Origin of the sequence: Pseudomonas marginalis (assembly GCF_900105325.1) — a bacterium.
Classification (GTDB): domain Bacteria; phylum Pseudomonadota; class Gammaproteobacteria; order Pseudomonadales; family Pseudomonadaceae; genus Aquipseudomonas; species Aquipseudomonas marginalis.
The window spans coordinates 226,623-241,780 of sequence record NZ_FNSU01000001.1 but is presented as its reverse complement, the minus strand read 5'-3'; the positions used below and the strand labels follow the sequence as shown (position 1 = coordinate 241,780).

Sequence of the window (15,158 nt, the reverse complement as noted above, 5' to 3'; positions counted from 1 at the left end):
AATGGCGAAGCCCTCCATCACCGATGCCCGCAGTATTACTGCCGATGTCATCCTAGAGGTTGGCAAGTACTACAGCGCTCAGCAATTGCGCAGCTTGCAAGCAAAGCTAAGTGGATCCGCACGAGAAATACGCTCCCTGACAAGCGGTAGCCACTTAGCAGGTCGAATAGGCGCTCAGTTGAGCTTTGAACAGCGTCAGCTTTTGCAGGACGCTGCGAAGCTTATTGAGTCCGTGAACTCGAACATAAAACACGCGAAGGAAAAGCGCGGCCGTGACGAAAGCCAAGCCAAGCAGCGTCAGCAAGCTCGATATGCCGAAGCCAAGCGTCTGGTAGCTGAAACATATCTAAAAACTTTTGTCTCTGAGCCAGCGGCTCTGGAGCCTCTCCTAGAAATTCTTCAAACAGCGCTGACGCTCAATCGTGCAGGGGTTATCAGTAATGGTTATTCCCCTAGGGAGTTCAATCTCAGGCTCCGTGATTACCTATCGCCAGACCGAACTCGAAAGCTAATTGGCTGGACCAGCCCAAATGCTTTTTGGATAAGCATCGTTCTCTCTGTGCGTAATGACTTTGTACAAGCTGTTGAGCAGGAGATTGCTTACGACGACGGCTCAAGTGTTCAGGATCGTCTTGATGCCTTGAAACAGAAGGTTGCGGATTGTCTTTCCCGGATTCACCTCTCTGCTGATGAAGAGGAAACACTGCGACTTTGGTCAGAGGCGCTCTCCCCCCGTAACCAACAGGAAGGGGGTGAATGATGGACAAGCAAAAAGTCCTCAGCAAGGTCGCCAAACTCATGGCGCTGGCCAAATCGCAAGGCGCTGCCCCCAACGAAGTGGAAATTGCACTTCGCCAAGCGCGCCATTTGATGAAGCAGTACAACCTCGAACATACCGAGGTTGTTGCTCATGCAATCGAAGAGGCCAGCGTGGGCACCAAGACCCGGCGTTCGCCGCAGGATTGGCTGCACAACCTGGCCACAATCTGCTCCCAAGCCTTCGACTGCAGCCACTTGGCGTATTTTCATCCGCTGGCAGGCTGGTCCTTCAAGTTTTTGGGGAAGGGTATTTCGCCCGAGCTGGCCGCTCACACCTATTCAACGCTGCATCACCAACTCGTAGCAGCCCGTCGAGCTCATGTTGCTCAGCAGAAACGCTGCCAACTCAAGACAAAGCGTCACCGGGGCCAACTCTTTGCCGAGGGTTGGCTGAATGCCGTCGCATCGAAAGTGAACCAGTTTGCAGGCGGGGTAGACGAAACCACGGCGCAGGAGATCCAGGCCTACCTGGAATTGCACCACCCTAACCTCAAGCAATTCATCATCAAACCCATCGAAGCCAAAGGTCACGACACTCGGTCTCTGCGAGCGGGATGGGACCAGGGCAAGCATGCCAGGCTACATCGTGGTGTTGGACAGCAGTCACGAGAAGCCCTTGGGCATGGGGGGAGCCAATGAGAACTCATTCGCTTTCACCTTTGGCCATAGCGGCGCTGGAACAAGCCCGATCCCAACTTGGGCTTGCCCCGGCTCATAAACACCATGTTTGGAGTGAGACTGAAGAGCGCATGCTCATTGCCCGCTATCCCGATGAACCGACTCAGGTCCTAGCCGCCGAATTGGGACTCAGCGTCTATCAGATCTATGCCAAAGCCAAACGGCTGGGATTGAGCAAAAGCTCCGAGTTTCTTCGCAGTAGTCTCTGTGGCCGGCTTGACGGCAAGTTGGGCGCTGAATTCCGCTTCTCCAAGGGTTCCGTCCCATGGAATAAGGGCCTTAAGGGGCTCCCCTCCTCTGGCCGTATGACTCAGACGCAGTTTAAGACGGGCAATAAACCGGGGAACTGGCTACCTATTGGCAGCTTGCGCACGACTCCTGACGGCTATCTCCAGAGAAAAATCACCGACACCGGTTACCCCCCTGTCGATTGGAAAGGCGTGCACGTGCTGCTCTGGGAAGAACACTTTGGCCCTGCCCCCACAACTCATTGCGTGTGCTTCAAGGATGAAAACAAATCCAACATCGCCATCGGCAATCTGGAACTGATCACCCGTGCGGAGCGCATGCGGCGCAACACCATCCATCGCTATCCAGAAGAGCTCAAATCCGCAATGCGAGCGATCAGCAAACTCAAGCGCACCATCCGGGAGGTTGCACATGAAGAACAAGATTGAAGATCTACGTAATCATCTGTTCGTCGCGATTGAGGGCCTCCTGGATCCAGACAAGCCTATGGAAATCGACCGGGCCAAAGCCGTCGCCGAGGTTGCTCAGGTCATGATCAATTCAGCGAAGGTTGAAGTCGACATGGTTAAAGCTCTGGGCGCAATCAACGGCACTGGTTTTATCCAGATCGGCGAGGAGTCCGGGAAATGAATCACCTTGACCTCTCACCGCCCTACTCCGTTGAGGCTGAACAAGGTGTGTTAGGTGGGCTACTGCTCGACAACAACACCTGGGATCTCGTCGCGGACAAACTGGATGCGTCTGACTTTTTTCGGCATGACCACCGGTTGCTGTTTCGGGCAATAGCCGGCCTTGCTGACAAGTCCGCTCCATTCGATATCGTCATCGTCTTCAACGCGCTGGAGGATCCAGACGAAGCCGGAGGGCTGAGCTACCTGGGCGAGCTGGCCAAGAATACGCCGTCTGTAGCCAACATTGAGCATTACGCATCCATCGTGCGTAATCGCTCCAGGCTCAGACAACTCATGTCTCTTGGCTACCAATGCTCTCGCGATGCCACGGATCCACTGGCCAACGCGGAAGATGTTCAAGAGACCATTGAACAACAACTGTTCGCGCTTGGCGAAGGCAAGAGCGCATCTGAATTCGTCGACATCAACCAGTGCCTGACTACTGTCGTCGAGCAAATTGACGAACATTTCAACGGCAATATCACCGTGACCGGCGTGCCTTCAGGCCTGGAAGATTTGGACGAGTTCACGTCGGGTTTTCAAGAAGCCGACCTGATCATTCTCGGTGCACGTCCATCGATGGGAAAAACGTCCCTAGCCTTGAACTTCATCGATACGGCTCTGCAGGCAAAGCTTGATCGTACGGTTCAAGTCTTCAGCATGGAAATGCCGGCCAAAGCACTGCTCTATCGGTTGATGGCAATTCTTGGCCATATCGATCTTGGGAAGCTATTGAAGGGCAAGCTCGATGACGAAGACTGGCCGAAGCTGACTGCAGCCGTTTCGCGTATCAATGCATACGGCGAGCGGCTGGTCATCGACGACTCATCAGCGCTCACACCTGCCGTTATCAGGGCCAAATCTCGTCGAGCAGCCCGTCGCTTCGGACACCCGAGCTTGATCCTGATCGATTACCTGCAGCTCATGCGCTGCCCAGGTCAGGAAAACAGGGCCAACGAAATCAGCGCTATATCCCAAAGCCTCAAGGCCCTGGCGAAGGAGATGAATTGCCCGGTGGTAGCGCTCTCCCAGCTCAACCGGGAGCTGGAGCGCCGCCCAAACAAACGTCCGATCAACGCAGACCTGCGTGATAGCGGCGCCATCGAACAGGACGCAGACCTGATCATATTCGTCTACCGGGACGAGGTGTACCACTCACAGACCGAACACAAAGGCATAGCCGAGATCATCATCGGCAAGGCTCGCAACGGTCCTACAGGCACCGTTCGCACGGCGTTCATAGCGCACCAAACCCGCTTTGCAAACCTCAGTGCCAGCAGTAGCTGGCAAGGAGCACACCTATGAGCCCCCTCGCTCCGGTTGCCGTCACCCATTGGTGCCGCAACTGCGATTCACATCATGTATTGCAGCAAGTCCAGCACTGCGTGCCTGCTCCAACCGCTCTGAATGGTGAAGTGGACATTCTGATTTGTCCCAGTTGCAACAGCTACGACATCGAGGAGATTCGGGAGGCGTCAGATGCACAGTAACGCTGCGCTTTTTCCAAGCATTCAAGCCGGTGAAGTCTTCGAAGCCTCTGCCGTGGTTCACGCCCACAAAACGGGCGTCAACCCAGTAGAACTTGATGCTCTAGCTCAAGCAGTCGGCCGTCTTACTCGTGACCACAGCACCGTGGTCCCAGTGAGCATGCGCGAGGACCTGCTGGAATTTCAGAAGCTCGGCTACGTCGAGCTGGCCGACACGCTCAGCGCAACCATCTCCGTTGAACTGCTGTGCGCAGGCGCCTTGTTATCAAGTTACTTCTGGTCGGTTTGGGTCCCCCGGCACCTCCAAAGCTGCTCACTGAAAGTGTCGGTCATGGCTCACCTGCAACACCCCGCGCCAGTGCAGCACTGCACCGTCGTGTTCCGCGTGCCTGGCTCGCGCGAGGCAACTCGTAATTTTCTGCATGAGCTCGGCAGCAAATTCCCGGGTGACCAGGCCGAAATCATCGCGATTCAGGCAGGGAACGTTTTAGCAGACAAGGACGCAGAGCTATGACGACCAACCTCATACGCGGAAAGCACGAGAACCTTCGCCACCTGGTGGAATTTGCCAGGGCCAATGGTTGGACTGTGTCGCGGACTCAAGGTGGCCACATCCAGTTTACTAAGCCCGGCCTTGGATCAATCTACACATCGTCGACCGCAAGCGATTACCGCGCGGCCCTCAACGCCAAAGCTCGCATGCGCCGCGCCGATCGAGCTCAAACCCAACACACTCAGGAGGCAATCTAATGCCTATCCGTCATTGTATTGTTCATCTGATCGACAAAAACCCCGACGGCACACCTGCAGTTCTCCACGCCCGCGACTCCGAGCTTGCCGAGTCGGCCGCCATCGAGAACATGCTTGCCGACCTCAACGAGAGCTACAACGCCAAACAAGGCAAGGCCTGGGGTTTCTTCCACGCCGAATCCGGCGCGCACCCGTTCAGCGGCTGGTTGAAGGAATATTTCGAGGGTGGCCGGGATTTCACCACGTTCAGCCGCACCGCCGTCGAACATCTGCAAAAACTGATGGAAGAGTCCAACCTCTCCACCGGCGGCCACGTGCTGTTTGCCCACTACCAGCAAGGCATGACCGACTACCTCGCCATCGCCCTGCTGCACCACAGCGAAGGCGTGGCGGTAACCGACGAGCTGGACGTCACCCCGTCGCGCCATCTGGACCTGGGCCAGTTGCACCTGGCAGCGCGTATCAACGTGTCCGAGTGGCAGAACAACAAGCAGTCCAAGCAGTACATCTCGTTTATCAAAGGCAAGAACGGCAAGAAGGTCTCGGAATACTTCCGCGACTTCATCGGCTGCCAGGAAGGCGTCGACGGCCCGGGCGAGACGCGCACCCTGCTCAAGGCCTTCAGCGACTTCGTCGAAAGCGAAGACCTGCCGGACGAATCCGCCCGCGAAAAAACCAAGACCCTGGTCGATTACGCCAGCAGCCAGGCCAAGCTCGGCGAGCCCATGGGCCTTGAAGAGCTGTCGGGCTTGATTGATGAAGATCGGCCCAAGGCGTTCTTCGATCACATCCGAAACAAGGACTACGGTCTGTCACCGGAAATCCCTATGGATAAACGCACTCTCAACCAATTCCGTCGGTTCACCGGCCGTGCCGAAGGCTTGTCCATCAGTTTTGAAGCGCACCTGCTAGGGGACAAGATTGAGTACGACGAGGCGTCCAGCACGTTAATCATCAAGGGGTTGCCCACCCAACTCACTGATCAGTTGAAACGTCGCTGAACACAAACCTTAAACCCAAGGCATCGGAGCCCACCATGAGCAACCAACCAAAACGTCAGCTGGAAGAAAAATTCGTCGTCCGACTTCCCGATGGGATGCGTGAACGGATCGCGCTGCGCGCGCGTGAAAACACCCGTTCAATGAACTCGGAAATTGTCCATCGCCTGGAGACTTCAGTCGAGCTTGAGGCGGCGCTTGATCGTGCACTAAAAATCATTGATCAACTTTTGGCAGCAGCACCAGCCTGTGAGCTGCCTGGAGCCAGAGTATGAAACAGTCTTTGGCTCAGACTATGAAAGAGAAACTGCAACAGCCAGCCTTTCAATCGAATTCGCCAGTAGCAGCGCGCATGAGCGATCCAATCGTCGATACCCCTATGCTGTTGACGCTCGATGAAACATTGCCGTATGACGAGAACCCACGGACAACTCGAAACCCGAAGTACGATGAAATTAAAGAGTCCATACGCAATCGAGGTCTCGACACTCCCCCTCCCGTCACGCGCAAACCTGGTGAGGAGAAGTACCGGATCCGGAACGGTGGCAACACGCGCCTGGCCATTCTAAACGAGCTGTACCGTGAGACCGGGGACGAGAAGTTCTTCAAGTTCCACTGCCTGTTCCGTCCATGGGACACCGTTCGTGGGGAGATCATCTCGCTCACCGGGCACCTGGCCGAAAACGATCTGCAGGGTCAACTCCTGTTCATTGAGCGGGCTATTGGCGTCGACAAGGCCAGAGCTTTGTATGAGGAGGAGTCTGGTGAGGCTATTTCTCAAAGTGAGCTTTCTCGACGTTTGAAAGCTGATGGCTACCCTGTTTCTCAACCTCACATCAGTCGGATGCAGGACACTCTTCGGTACTTATTGCCAGCAATTCCGGCAGTGCTATATTCCGGCCTCGGCGTTGATCGAATTTCTAAGCTTCTTGCACTGCGCAAGACAGCACTTCAGTGCTGGGAGCGCAATTATCAAGAACAAGGGCAGCACCTAGAGTTTGATACGATTTTTCAAGATGTCCTTTCCCAGTTTGAGGGAGACGCCGAGGAGTTTCTGTTCCAGCGCTTCCAGGACGAGCTGATTGATCAGCTCAAAAAGCCGTTAAATCTCGGTTACGAGAAAATACTGCTGGAAATCACTCAGAACCAGGACCAGTTACGCCGATCAACACCAGTACTTGAGATGCCTCAGCATCCTGTCTCGCAACTTGAGGGGTTGCCTCAGTCGAGTCCCCAAAACAATAGCATTGAGTCAAATCAGAACCCGTCACAATTACCATCAACTCATGTTTCTGAGGGCACGCCTAAGCCAACTTTGACCACGGCGAGCCCTCCCCATCCAGTTGGCCAACATAAGCTGGCCCCTCCCCCTCAAGAGCAAATGAGCCCGCAAGAGCGCCAAAAGCGCATTGATGGGCACATTGCAAGTCCAGTGAAAAGCTCCCCCAAAGTCGACAAGATGAAACGGGAGCTCGCTGCGCTTGATGGTGAAGTATTACCCGACTTTGCATCCAACGCCTTAGTGGCCATCCCTGTTCAAGCTGGTGGTCTCAACCCCATATCTGACCTTTGGTACATCGAGCGTGAAATCGACAATGCCATGACCCTGCGTCAGCACATCGCGCAATTGGCTCGTGAAATTGCCAGCTCGGTAAAAGCACCAGGTCAATTTATCGATATCGAAGGTGGCGTGGGTTTCAGCTATCGACACCCCGATGCGGAAGGAGAAGTGGAAATCACTGCTACAGCCCAGCATACGTTGACGCTTCTTCAGTCTTTAAGCGGTTCGGTGGCCATCGTTCTGAAAATGATTCAGGAGCAGCCAGATCTGCAGGTCGACGCTTTGACCGACTTCGAATTCGCAGCTGGGCTTGGGCAGCTCTTACTTGGCCAGCCTTATACGAAAGACAACCCCCCAGAGACTGAAGGCCGCCTCAGCGACGGCGCACTGGTGAAGCTCTTCCGAATAATTCGACTCGCAAGGCGTTTGATTGATTTAGAGGTCAAGTTAACTGCCGGCGATAGTGCGAACCAAGCCAGCTAAAACAGGACCACTACGAGGGGAGTCGTCATGTCCAAGATACCAATCAACGAAGCCATCCTGTCTCAGGTGCTTCATCACATGCGCAACGGCCAACTTCGGCGTTGCATCGAGATGGGTTTGGAGCCTGAAATCCTGGCCCAGCTCCAACAACCGTCAGTCCTGAGCTTATTGCTCAACACTCCAGTCTCTTGGTGCAACGTCACCATCGATGGAGAGATGGTGAAAAAACTGCTGATAGGGGCGCAGCGGTCCGATGAAGAAGTGCGCACGATCGAACGTGCGCTTCGACTAGGCGCGACCACTCAGATGCTGCAACAGTTCTTCGGGCTATCACCCCAGGACGTAGCCCTTCAACGCTTAATGATCGGTGTAACGGCACGTCGAGGCCGGTGGCGAGAATTCAGTGAGGAGATGGACGCTCACCTTTGGTACAGATGGACGCACCTGATGCAGGAACATCAGGTTGAGCTTGAAGACAGCCTCGCCTTGCTGGATATCGCCATGCTGGTCGCCGAAGAGCTCAACACCCCCCAGGACACCCATGCAGATGAAAGCTCCGAGAACCTCAGTCTAGCAATCATCTGGCATCGCATTCAGTCCTGGATAAAGGAGGGGCTTTATCCCCCTGCAACAAGCACGGGCCTCCCGAGAAAGCTACAGCTGGTGTCTTCTCATCGACTGGCTCAGCCTGCAGCGACACCGGCGGAAGGTGATCCCGTACTATGAGGTTGTCTCGGCTCCCATTGTCGACGCTTTTAGACTCGGCCTCGGGCCACCTTGAAGCTCACTTGCTTCAGAAAAAAGAGTCGGCGCCTCCGGGGATCGAAGGTTCTGCCCCCTACTCCGGAATCATATTCAGCGGGAACCCACACGAGACGGTGCCTCGCAGATTGCTTCTGGATGACCGACTGACCCCGCTTGAAAGAAACACCTGGCAGGTGTTCCGGCTACTGATCAATGACGACGGCCTTACGGCGTTCCCCACCTATGACCAACTACGGCCATATCTGGGCATGCAACCCGGCAGGCCAGCCTCGCGAGAAACCGTATCAAAAGCATTGGTCACTCTACGGCTTACACGCTGGCTTAGCCTGGGCCGCCGTGTGCGCAATGACCTGAGTGGACAAGTTCAAGGTAACGTCTACTTGCTTCATGACGAATCGGTCACACCAGCCGAAGCCATAGAATTCGATAAGGATTATTTACAGCTACTTGCGCAGTCCATGGAGCATCAGACCAAGGTGATCCGTGAAGTCGCGCAGATTGCCTGGAAAGAATTCGCTGCCGACCCAGACGTTGGTCAGCGCTTACCAAGCCGATTGGACGTCATCGAGTCTCGTTTGAACAGCCAGTCCTGGACAACGGCGCGCACGCCAATACCTCTAAAAGCGACTGAGTTCGGAGTCCGAACTCAGCAAAATACACCACAGTTGCCACTGAGTTCGGATGCCGAACTCAGTGGACACAGCGGCGAGCGAATCGCTTTTGAGCCGAGTTCGGATGCCGAACTCAGCCAAAAATCAATGGGTTCGGACTTAGTTCGGCATCCGAACTCATATAGTACGTATACAGATACACACAAAGATGTTTGTAAAAGCTCTGTACATGTACCGCTGACTTCGACCGACATGGCCGCCGATTTGCTCGATGCACTGCATCGGCTACCGGCTGATCAAAAACAGAGCGCGGTGGTGGCGCTGCAAAAAGTCCCAGAAGAGCTGAAGCCAGCGCTCATCAAACAATGGGTGCACCGCTGTGACTCAGGAGGGATACGAAACCCGCTGGGCTATTTGATGACACTTGTCGGCATGGCTGTCCGTGGAGACTTCAACAGCCACTGGGATCCTGATGACAAAGCAAGATCCAGCCCCTCACGCCAGGGAGCTGCAAATCCTCCATCCAATGCCACTCAACCGGCTAAAACGGTTGCAGAAACCCGCAGTCCTGAGTCGGTACAAACCGCTAGAAACACACTCAGCGGAATGTTGCATCTGCTCAGACCCAATCGGGGTACGCATCCATGATAACAACCCGGATAGTTAGCTCGGCCCCAATCTACTTGGCAGATCCAGGTATCAGCATGGACAGCAAGCCGAGCTATGCGGCCCGCATAGCTCGACAGAGTTCCAATATTGGCAGTGGCCAATCGAACTATGCATATCAGAGCTCCAATATCAGCAGTGGCCAATCGAACTATGCATATCAGAGCTCCAATATCAGCAGTGGCCAATCGAACTATGCATATTAGAGCTATGCGGCCCGCATAACTCGTCAGAGCTCCAATATCAGCAGTGGCCAATCGAACTATGCATATCAGAGCTATGCGGCCTGCATAGCTCGACAGAGTTCCAATATCGGCAGTGGCCAATCGAACTATGCATATCAGAGCTATGCGGCCCGCATCACTATGTCAGGACCCGTCATCGATAACTGCACTCAACCAAGCGGGCGGCCTGATCTCTCCATATATAAAGAAAAATCAACAAATCCCCTTCCATCGGGTAATGGATTTGTTGGTGCGCCTCTTATAGCCAGATTGCAGCATGGGCACGTCACTCCTCCCCTCAAGGAAAAACTGCACCATGGCTGATAATTTCCGGCTGAACATCGGTTCACTGCGTAGCGATGTGAAGCTCACCCTTCACACTCACCACGCCGCCCGTATCTGGATGGGACGTCCAAAAAACGATCTAAAAGTTGGCATCATCGGCTTGTCGGGTTTTTGTAGTGTCGTCAATCGCATGTCTCGCGGCGCCCAACAGGACGATCCGTACTCCGATTGGTGGATGATTCTTCTTGAAGAGAAAATCAACGATTCCAAGCAAGCACTGAAAACCATCGAAGAACGCTTGGATACTGCCATGGCCTCACTGCCCCCGGCCATCAGCATCAGCGAGAACCTTTCAATTCAGCCAGTCAGCCTCCCACTTTATATCTCCAACCCTCTCGGCTTTCAGGCCGTATTCCTGCTGACCAACTACGACGAAATAGTCAGGCGTATTTTACTGGCCCAGCATGTTGGCCTCGTAGGGCGCCATGATATGGAAACCTGGATAGATGAGGGGGCAGCGGTACTGAGGAGGCTTTTTGGACTGGCCCAGAACTACAAATACTCAGGTGCTGCACGCGATGACTTCGCCGCCAACAATGCCAAAGCTGATGCAGCCCGCAAAATGTACGAGCGTTATGGAGAACTGCCACAGGACATCCTGGAAGGCACCCGCCGTTCGAACTTCGCTCCACCCATCATTCGCGGCCAGCAACAAACCGAGGTGGAAGATCACTTCGATGAGGCCGAAGAGGGTTGAAGCACATGGGCCAGCAAAAATCCGACGATGGAGTACTGCAACAGACTGCCTTTCGGCCACTGCAACAGGATGCCTTTCAGCAACTGCAACAGGCTGCCTCACTAAAAGGCCTTTTAAAGCCTTTTAAAGGTAAGGGGGAGCTGACCCAATTTGCAGCGCTATGCCGAGATCAGGAGTCGGGTTTGAAAGCCCTTGCCCAGGGGGTACTGGAACAAGCCCGACGGTATCCGTTCACCTTGGTGCCTGTTCGGCTCACCGAGCAAAACACTCAAGCCGGGACGCAATTTCTGAGATGGCAACAGGTGACAGATCGCCGAATGGGCGTTGGGGTTTGGGCGGACATGATGGGCTCCCCCAGAACACCGGAATCCATGCTGCAGGACCTGTATGCGATGGAGCTTCAGCGGATCACGTTAAACATGCAGATGAGCTTGGTCCACTCCATCGCCAAACAGGCCGCCGAATGTGCAGAAAAAATGGGCCAGGCGGAGGCCGTGTACATGGCTCGCTTGCAGCAGCTAACCAAACCAATGCAACACCAATAACCTCGGAGAACACTCATGGGTACGCCAGTACAAGGCTGGGAAGGCAACATCGGCTCGACACCGGAGTTCAAAGAATTCCCCAACGGTAACAAGGATCCACGTCGACTCATGCGGATCAACGTCTACTTCGACAATTCGATTCCGGACGGTAAAGGCGGTTATGAAGACCGTGGCGGATTCTGGGCAAACGTCGAATGGTGGCACAAGGACGCGGAACACTATTCGCAGCTGTTTCAGAAAGGCATGCGCGTGATCGTTTCCGGCCGCGCCGTTATGGACCGCTGGGAGAACGACCAGGGCGAATTCGAAGCCCTGAAAATTCAGGCCAGCCGTATTGGCATGCTGCCACACCGCGTGACCATGGTGAATCTAGCGCCTTCACAGAGCCAGAACTCGCAACAGTCCAACGGACCAAAATCGCAGCAGCAGCCGGCACCAGGTCCTGATGAATATCCAGAATCTGATCCTCCGAACTTCTGAAAACCTGGGGCTTAATTTTCGGCCCCATTCGTGAGGCTGCCGGTGGTGGGGGATACGGCTCCTCGTTTCCCCTAACCTGTTTTTGGAACAGTTGCAAAGTCGCAGAGGCACCGATGGGTGAAGAATTGAGGGAACCAACCGGGTACGTTGTCGTAGTTGCAGAGCATCCGGTTTTAGGTCGTGTTTACTGGGCTTACTTCGATGAAAGTGAAGTGAATGCACCCGACTACTACGGGCTTACTTTGGATTTGAACCGCGCATCATGGGCCCCACTCGGCTGGCGCAAAGGTGAGCATCAGATGGGCAGACGTGAGGAGACCGACCTCGATTCCTGGCAAGCTCGCCGATTTCTTGACAAGCTACTCGATGGGTTTCGCCTGGATACGGAATACAGCGTCGACTTCGACGATGATGGAGAGATCACTGAACAGCTCTACGGTAGTCTAGAGTGCCTGCGCGTTCAAAGCGGGCAATCCACAGAGGCCTTTATAGAGTGGATTTGGAGCGCGGCTTGGTCGGACGAACCGGCCCCAAACTTGCCGGAACAACCAACCATTCAATCTGAAAAAATCGCGTAATCCGTGAATTTTTTGATTTAAATAACCCATATATCGGCAAACTTAAGCACTGATTTTCAATCTGTAGAATTTTTCGAACAAAATCAACTTATGTAGCTACTGCCTGTTTGATCAGCTCTTCGAGGACCGCCTCCGATGGCGTCAACCCATCCAGAATTAAAGCCAACAGATAGGCGGCAATTCAATAACCCCCACGCCGCTGTGCAAATTGCCGGTGCGGAGGCCGCCCGAAAAGGGCTACGGGTGTATGACTGCCCTTACCATCACCCCGCCATGCGCGCGTCGTGGCTAAAGGGCTTTGCCCAGGAACAGCAGCTATCGCTCGACCTCTAGCAGCTGAAAGCCCTTTCTTGCTCATTGAGCATTTCCCATTGAAGCCCTACCCCCCTGACGCGAGAGTCCCACTCTGGATAATTGAGAGGGCACCCCATGAAGCTATTAATCATCGAGGCACCAGGTAAGCTGAAAAAGCTCCAGCCAATGATGAAGAAGCTGCGCCCAGGCGAAGACTGGCAGGTGGTTGCCAGTGGTGGGCACATCCGGGACCTACCGGCCCGAGGGCAGGACGAAAACATGATCACCACCGGCGTACGCAAAAATTACACGCCGGTGTATGAGATCCTGGATAAAAGCACCAAGGCCGTGGGGAACATCAAGGCGGCAGCGAAACAAGCCACCGAAATCTACCTTGCAACAGACCCGGATCGTGAAGGCGAAAGCATCAGCTGGCATATCCAACAGGTGCTGGGCGTCAAGGACTACCAACGCATCACCTTCAACGAAATCACTCTGAAGCGTGTTGAAGAAGCCCTGGCCAACCCGCGCAAAATTGACCTGAACAGGGTCGCCTCGCAAGAGTGCCGGCGTGTACTGGACCGTCTGGTGGGTTACCTGGTGACACAGGAGCTTCGCCGCCTCATGGGCAAACCCACTTCTGCGGGACGAGTCCAATCACCGGCTGTCTACCTGGTGGTGTTGCGCGAGCGCGAGATTCGCACCTTCCGCGTCATCAATTACTTTGGTGTGCGGCTCAACTTCCAGGGACCTATGGGAGACTGGTACGCAGACTGGCAACCCGTGCCTGACTTCGCGACCAAGGATTTCCCCTACGTCCAGGACGGGAATCTGGCGCAGCTAGTTGCCAGCACACGCAATGTCGTTGTCGAATCCTGTGACGACCGCAAGGCCGAACGTAACCCTCCTGCGCCTTTCATCTCTTCCACGCTTCAGCAAGCGGCGAGCAACGCCTTGAAATGGGACCCGGATAAGACCATGCAGGTCGCCCAGCGGTTGTACGAGCAAGGCGTCATCACCTACCACCGGACGGACAACCCCAACGTTCCAGACGAAGCCATGGGGGATATTAGAACCGTGGCCAGATCTATCGGGGTGGAGGCTGTGGACGTGCGACGTACATTTAAGTCCGCCGAAGGTGCTCAGGAAGGCCACCCCGCAATTACACCGACGCATTGGGCTGATGCCAAGGCTGGTGAAAACGACGAGGAGCTCGCCCTGTACAAGTTGATATGGGTCCGGGCTCTTGCCAGCCAGCTTGAAGCAGCAGTGTTCGATGTGCGTACCGTAAAACTGCTCGCGGTTGGCCCAAATGGTAAGACGCTGCGATTCAATGCAACAGGTGAAACCCTCTTCCATCCCGGGTGGCGAAAACTGCTGAAAGGCGATGACACTGACGATGAGGAAGATGCAACAGCCAGCAACCCAGTGCCTGCACTCTCACCTAAACAGATTCTCGCTGTGCACAACGGAGAACTGCTGCAGAAGAAAACCCAGCCGCCTTCGCGCTACACGAAGGCCAGTTTGATCAAGGAAATGGAGCGCCGCGGTATTGGCCGTCCCAGTACGTTCGCCTCGATCTTGAAGAACATCACCAGCAAAGGCCTGATCGAGGAAAAAAGCCGCAAACTGGTACCGGCCCCACTTGGTGAGGAAACAATCGCCAAGCTGGAAGGTTTCTTCAGTTTTGTGGAGCTCGATTTTACGCGGGAGCTGGAGCGCGATTTGGACAAAATCGCCCAGGGCCAAGACACCTATGGAGCTGTAGTTGCGCGTCTGCATAGGCGACTGGAAGAGGAACTGTCCCAGCAGCGTGGAATGCCGAGTGTGCCCATGGCGTCCGCTCCACGCCCAGACGCTGCAGGTGGCGCTTTCAACTGTCCCAAATGCAAACAACCCCTCGCAAGGCGACAGAAGAAAGGGGACGGTGGATATGACTTTTGGGGGTGTACAGGCTTCAAATCGAATGGATGCAGGGTGAGTTATCCAAACTTGAATGGCAAACCAGATCTCAGTAAACCCAGAGGGGTGTGACTTCAGCCATTCCCGATATAAATGTAAGCGTCTGCCAAAGTCACCTTGTATGACTCAGAACGGTATAAGCAGTCCTTCAGAAAGCCGTAGGACGGCTGATAATCCATGGCCTGACCTCATCCGGCGTCATGAAAAGCCTCGTTTATCGCGTTGAGCAAAGTAGCCCTTATAGGCGCGTCACCCTCTCACCTACCAATCCTCAAATACCCGAAAGTCATTCTCT

The 15,158-nt window shown here is 54.7% G+C and carries 18 protein-coding genes; all 18 read left to right on the top strand.

Features of this window, described 5'->3' with window-relative positions:
- The first annotated feature begins 1 nt into the window (after position 1).
- The 18 genes from BLW22_RS01250 (at position 2) to topA (ending at position 14,935) form a co-directional block, all read left to right on the top strand.
- Positions 2-760, top strand: a complete 759-nt coding sequence (locus BLW22_RS01250; RefSeq protein WP_074843849.1) for a hypothetical protein — start codon at positions 2-4, stop codon at positions 758-760.
- The gene (locus BLW22_RS01245; protein WP_174562731.1) at positions 760-1,458 is read left to right on the top strand and encodes a DUF2786 domain-containing protein; all 699 of its coding nucleotides are present in this window, start codon (positions 760-762) and stop codon (positions 1,456-1,458) included. The genes BLW22_RS01250 and BLW22_RS01245 overlap by 1 nt, the downstream gene beginning before the upstream one ends.
- Positions 1,455-2,174 carry an HNH endonuclease signature motif containing protein gene (locus BLW22_RS01240; protein ID WP_074843847.1) on the top strand — a complete coding sequence of 240 codons (720 nt, stop codon included), beginning with the start codon at positions 1,455-1,457 and terminating at the stop codon, positions 2,172-2,174. Before BLW22_RS01245 ends, BLW22_RS01240 begins: the two co-directional genes overlap by 4 nt.
- Positions 2,158-2,376, top strand: coding sequence for a hypothetical protein (locus BLW22_RS01235; protein WP_033901912.1), 219 nt, complete (start codon positions 2,158-2,160; stop codon positions 2,374-2,376). The genes BLW22_RS01240 and BLW22_RS01235 overlap by 17 nt, the downstream gene beginning before the upstream one ends.
- Positions 2,373-3,722 (top strand): replicative DNA helicase, encoded by a 1,350-nt coding sequence (dnaB, locus tag BLW22_RS01230; RefSeq protein WP_074843845.1) that lies wholly within the window; start codon positions 2,373-2,375, stop codon positions 3,720-3,722. Before BLW22_RS01235 ends, dnaB begins: the two co-directional genes overlap by 4 nt.
- 174 nt (positions 3,723-3,896) lie before the next feature.
- Entirely contained in the window at positions 3,897-4,418 is a 522-nt protein-coding gene (locus BLW22_RS01220) for a hypothetical protein (protein WP_027606767.1), read from the top strand.
- The gene (locus tag BLW22_RS01215) at positions 4,415-4,654 is read left to right on the top strand and encodes a type II toxin-antitoxin system HicA family toxin (RefSeq protein ID WP_074843841.1); all 240 of its coding nucleotides are present in this window, start codon (positions 4,415-4,417) and stop codon (positions 4,652-4,654) included. Before BLW22_RS01220 ends, BLW22_RS01215 begins: the two co-directional genes overlap by 4 nt.
- Positions 4,654-5,655, top strand: a complete 1,002-nt coding sequence (gene yejK, locus BLW22_RS01210) for a nucleoid-associated protein YejK (RefSeq protein WP_074843839.1) — start codon at positions 4,654-4,656, stop codon at positions 5,653-5,655. The genes BLW22_RS01215 and yejK overlap by 1 nt, the downstream gene beginning before the upstream one ends.
- A gap of 35 nt (positions 5,656-5,690) precedes the next feature.
- Positions 5,691-5,927, top strand: a complete 237-nt coding sequence (locus tag BLW22_RS01205; protein WP_074843837.1) for an Arc family DNA-binding protein — start codon at positions 5,691-5,693, stop codon at positions 5,925-5,927.
- Positions 5,924-7,696: a ParB family protein gene (locus BLW22_RS01200; RefSeq protein WP_074843835.1), complete on the top strand. Its 1,773-nt coding sequence runs from the start codon at positions 5,924-5,926 to the stop codon at positions 7,694-7,696. Before BLW22_RS01205 ends, BLW22_RS01200 begins: the two co-directional genes overlap by 4 nt.
- A 27-nt stretch (positions 7,697-7,723) precedes the next feature.
- Positions 7,724-8,422, top strand: a complete 699-nt coding sequence (locus BLW22_RS01195; protein WP_074843833.1) for a DUF2857 domain-containing protein — start codon at positions 7,724-7,726, stop codon at positions 8,420-8,422.
- A complete protein-coding gene (locus tag BLW22_RS01190; RefSeq protein WP_074843831.1) occupies positions 8,419-9,720 on the top strand; it encodes an STY4528 family pathogenicity island replication protein in 1,302 nt (433 codons plus the stop codon). The genes BLW22_RS01195 and BLW22_RS01190 overlap by 4 nt, the downstream gene beginning before the upstream one ends.
- A gap of 558 nt (positions 9,721-10,278) precedes the next feature.
- Complete coding sequence (locus BLW22_RS01185) at positions 10,279-11,004, top strand: PFL_4669 family integrating conjugative element protein (protein WP_074843829.1); 726 nt, start codon at positions 10,279-10,281, stop codon at positions 11,002-11,004.
- Positions 11,005-11,009: 5 nt separating this feature from the next.
- Complete coding sequence (locus BLW22_RS01180) at positions 11,010-11,549, top strand: DUF3158 family protein (protein ID WP_074843827.1); 540 nt, start codon at positions 11,010-11,012, stop codon at positions 11,547-11,549.
- Between the two features lie 15 nt (positions 11,550-11,564).
- Entirely contained in the window at positions 11,565-12,029 is a 465-nt protein-coding gene (locus tag BLW22_RS01175) for a single-stranded DNA-binding protein (RefSeq protein WP_074843826.1), read from the top strand.
- A gap of 113 nt (positions 12,030-12,142) precedes the next feature.
- Positions 12,143-12,607, top strand: coding sequence for a hypothetical protein (locus BLW22_RS01170; RefSeq protein ID WP_074843825.1), 465 nt, complete (start codon positions 12,143-12,145; stop codon positions 12,605-12,607).
- Positions 12,608-12,742: 135 nt separating this feature from the next.
- Complete coding sequence (locus BLW22_RS01165; protein WP_074843824.1) at positions 12,743-12,940, top strand: CrpP family ICE-associated protein; 198 nt, start codon at positions 12,743-12,745, stop codon at positions 12,938-12,940.
- Positions 12,941-13,036: 96 nt separating this feature from the next.
- The gene (gene topA, locus BLW22_RS01160; protein WP_074843822.1) at positions 13,037-14,935 is read left to right on the top strand and encodes a type I DNA topoisomerase; all 1,899 of its coding nucleotides are present in this window, start codon (positions 13,037-13,039) and stop codon (positions 14,933-14,935) included.
- Positions 14,936-15,158: the final 223 nt, after the last annotated feature.

Excerpts from the sequence above, each read along its gene's own strand:
- BLW22_RS01250 (WP_074843849.1), top strand. The coding sequence starts at position 2 with ATGGCGAAGCCCTCCATCACCGATGCCCGCAGTATTACTGCCGATGTC.
- BLW22_RS01245 (WP_174562731.1), top strand. The coding sequence starts at position 760 with ATGGACAAGCAAAAAGTCCTCAGCAAGGTCGCCAAACTCATGGCGCTG.
- BLW22_RS01240 (WP_074843847.1), top strand. The coding sequence starts at position 1,455 with ATGAGAACTCATTCGCTTTCACCTTTGGCCATAGCGGCGCTGGAACAA.
- BLW22_RS01235 (WP_033901912.1), top strand. The coding sequence starts at position 2,158 with ATGAAGAACAAGATTGAAGATCTACGTAATCATCTGTTCGTCGCGATT.
- dnaB (WP_074843845.1), top strand. The coding sequence starts at position 2,373 with ATGAATCACCTTGACCTCTCACCGCCCTACTCCGTTGAGGCTGAACAA.
- BLW22_RS01220 (WP_027606767.1), top strand. The coding sequence starts at position 3,897 with ATGCACAGTAACGCTGCGCTTTTTCCAAGCATTCAAGCCGGTGAAGTC.
- BLW22_RS01215 (WP_074843841.1), top strand. The coding sequence starts at position 4,415 with ATGACGACCAACCTCATACGCGGAAAGCACGAGAACCTTCGCCACCTG.
- yejK (WP_074843839.1), top strand. The coding sequence starts at position 4,654 with ATGCCTATCCGTCATTGTATTGTTCATCTGATCGACAAAAACCCCGAC.
- BLW22_RS01205 (WP_074843837.1), top strand. The coding sequence starts at position 5,691 with ATGAGCAACCAACCAAAACGTCAGCTGGAAGAAAAATTCGTCGTCCGA.
- BLW22_RS01200 (WP_074843835.1), top strand. The coding sequence starts at position 5,924 with ATGAAACAGTCTTTGGCTCAGACTATGAAAGAGAAACTGCAACAGCCA.
- BLW22_RS01195 (WP_074843833.1), top strand. The coding sequence starts at position 7,724 with ATGTCCAAGATACCAATCAACGAAGCCATCCTGTCTCAGGTGCTTCAT.
- BLW22_RS01190 (WP_074843831.1), top strand. The coding sequence starts at position 8,419 with ATGAGGTTGTCTCGGCTCCCATTGTCGACGCTTTTAGACTCGGCCTCG.
- BLW22_RS01185 (WP_074843829.1), top strand. The coding sequence starts at position 10,279 with ATGGCTGATAATTTCCGGCTGAACATCGGTTCACTGCGTAGCGATGTG.
- BLW22_RS01180 (WP_074843827.1), top strand. The coding sequence starts at position 11,010 with ATGGGCCAGCAAAAATCCGACGATGGAGTACTGCAACAGACTGCCTTT.
- BLW22_RS01175 (WP_074843826.1), top strand. The coding sequence starts at position 11,565 with ATGGGTACGCCAGTACAAGGCTGGGAAGGCAACATCGGCTCGACACCG.
- BLW22_RS01170 (WP_074843825.1), top strand. The coding sequence starts at position 12,143 with ATGGGTGAAGAATTGAGGGAACCAACCGGGTACGTTGTCGTAGTTGCA.
- BLW22_RS01165 (WP_074843824.1), top strand. The coding sequence starts at position 12,743 with ATGGCGTCAACCCATCCAGAATTAAAGCCAACAGATAGGCGGCAATTC.
- topA (WP_074843822.1), top strand. The coding sequence starts at position 13,037 with ATGAAGCTATTAATCATCGAGGCACCAGGTAAGCTGAAAAAGCTCCAG.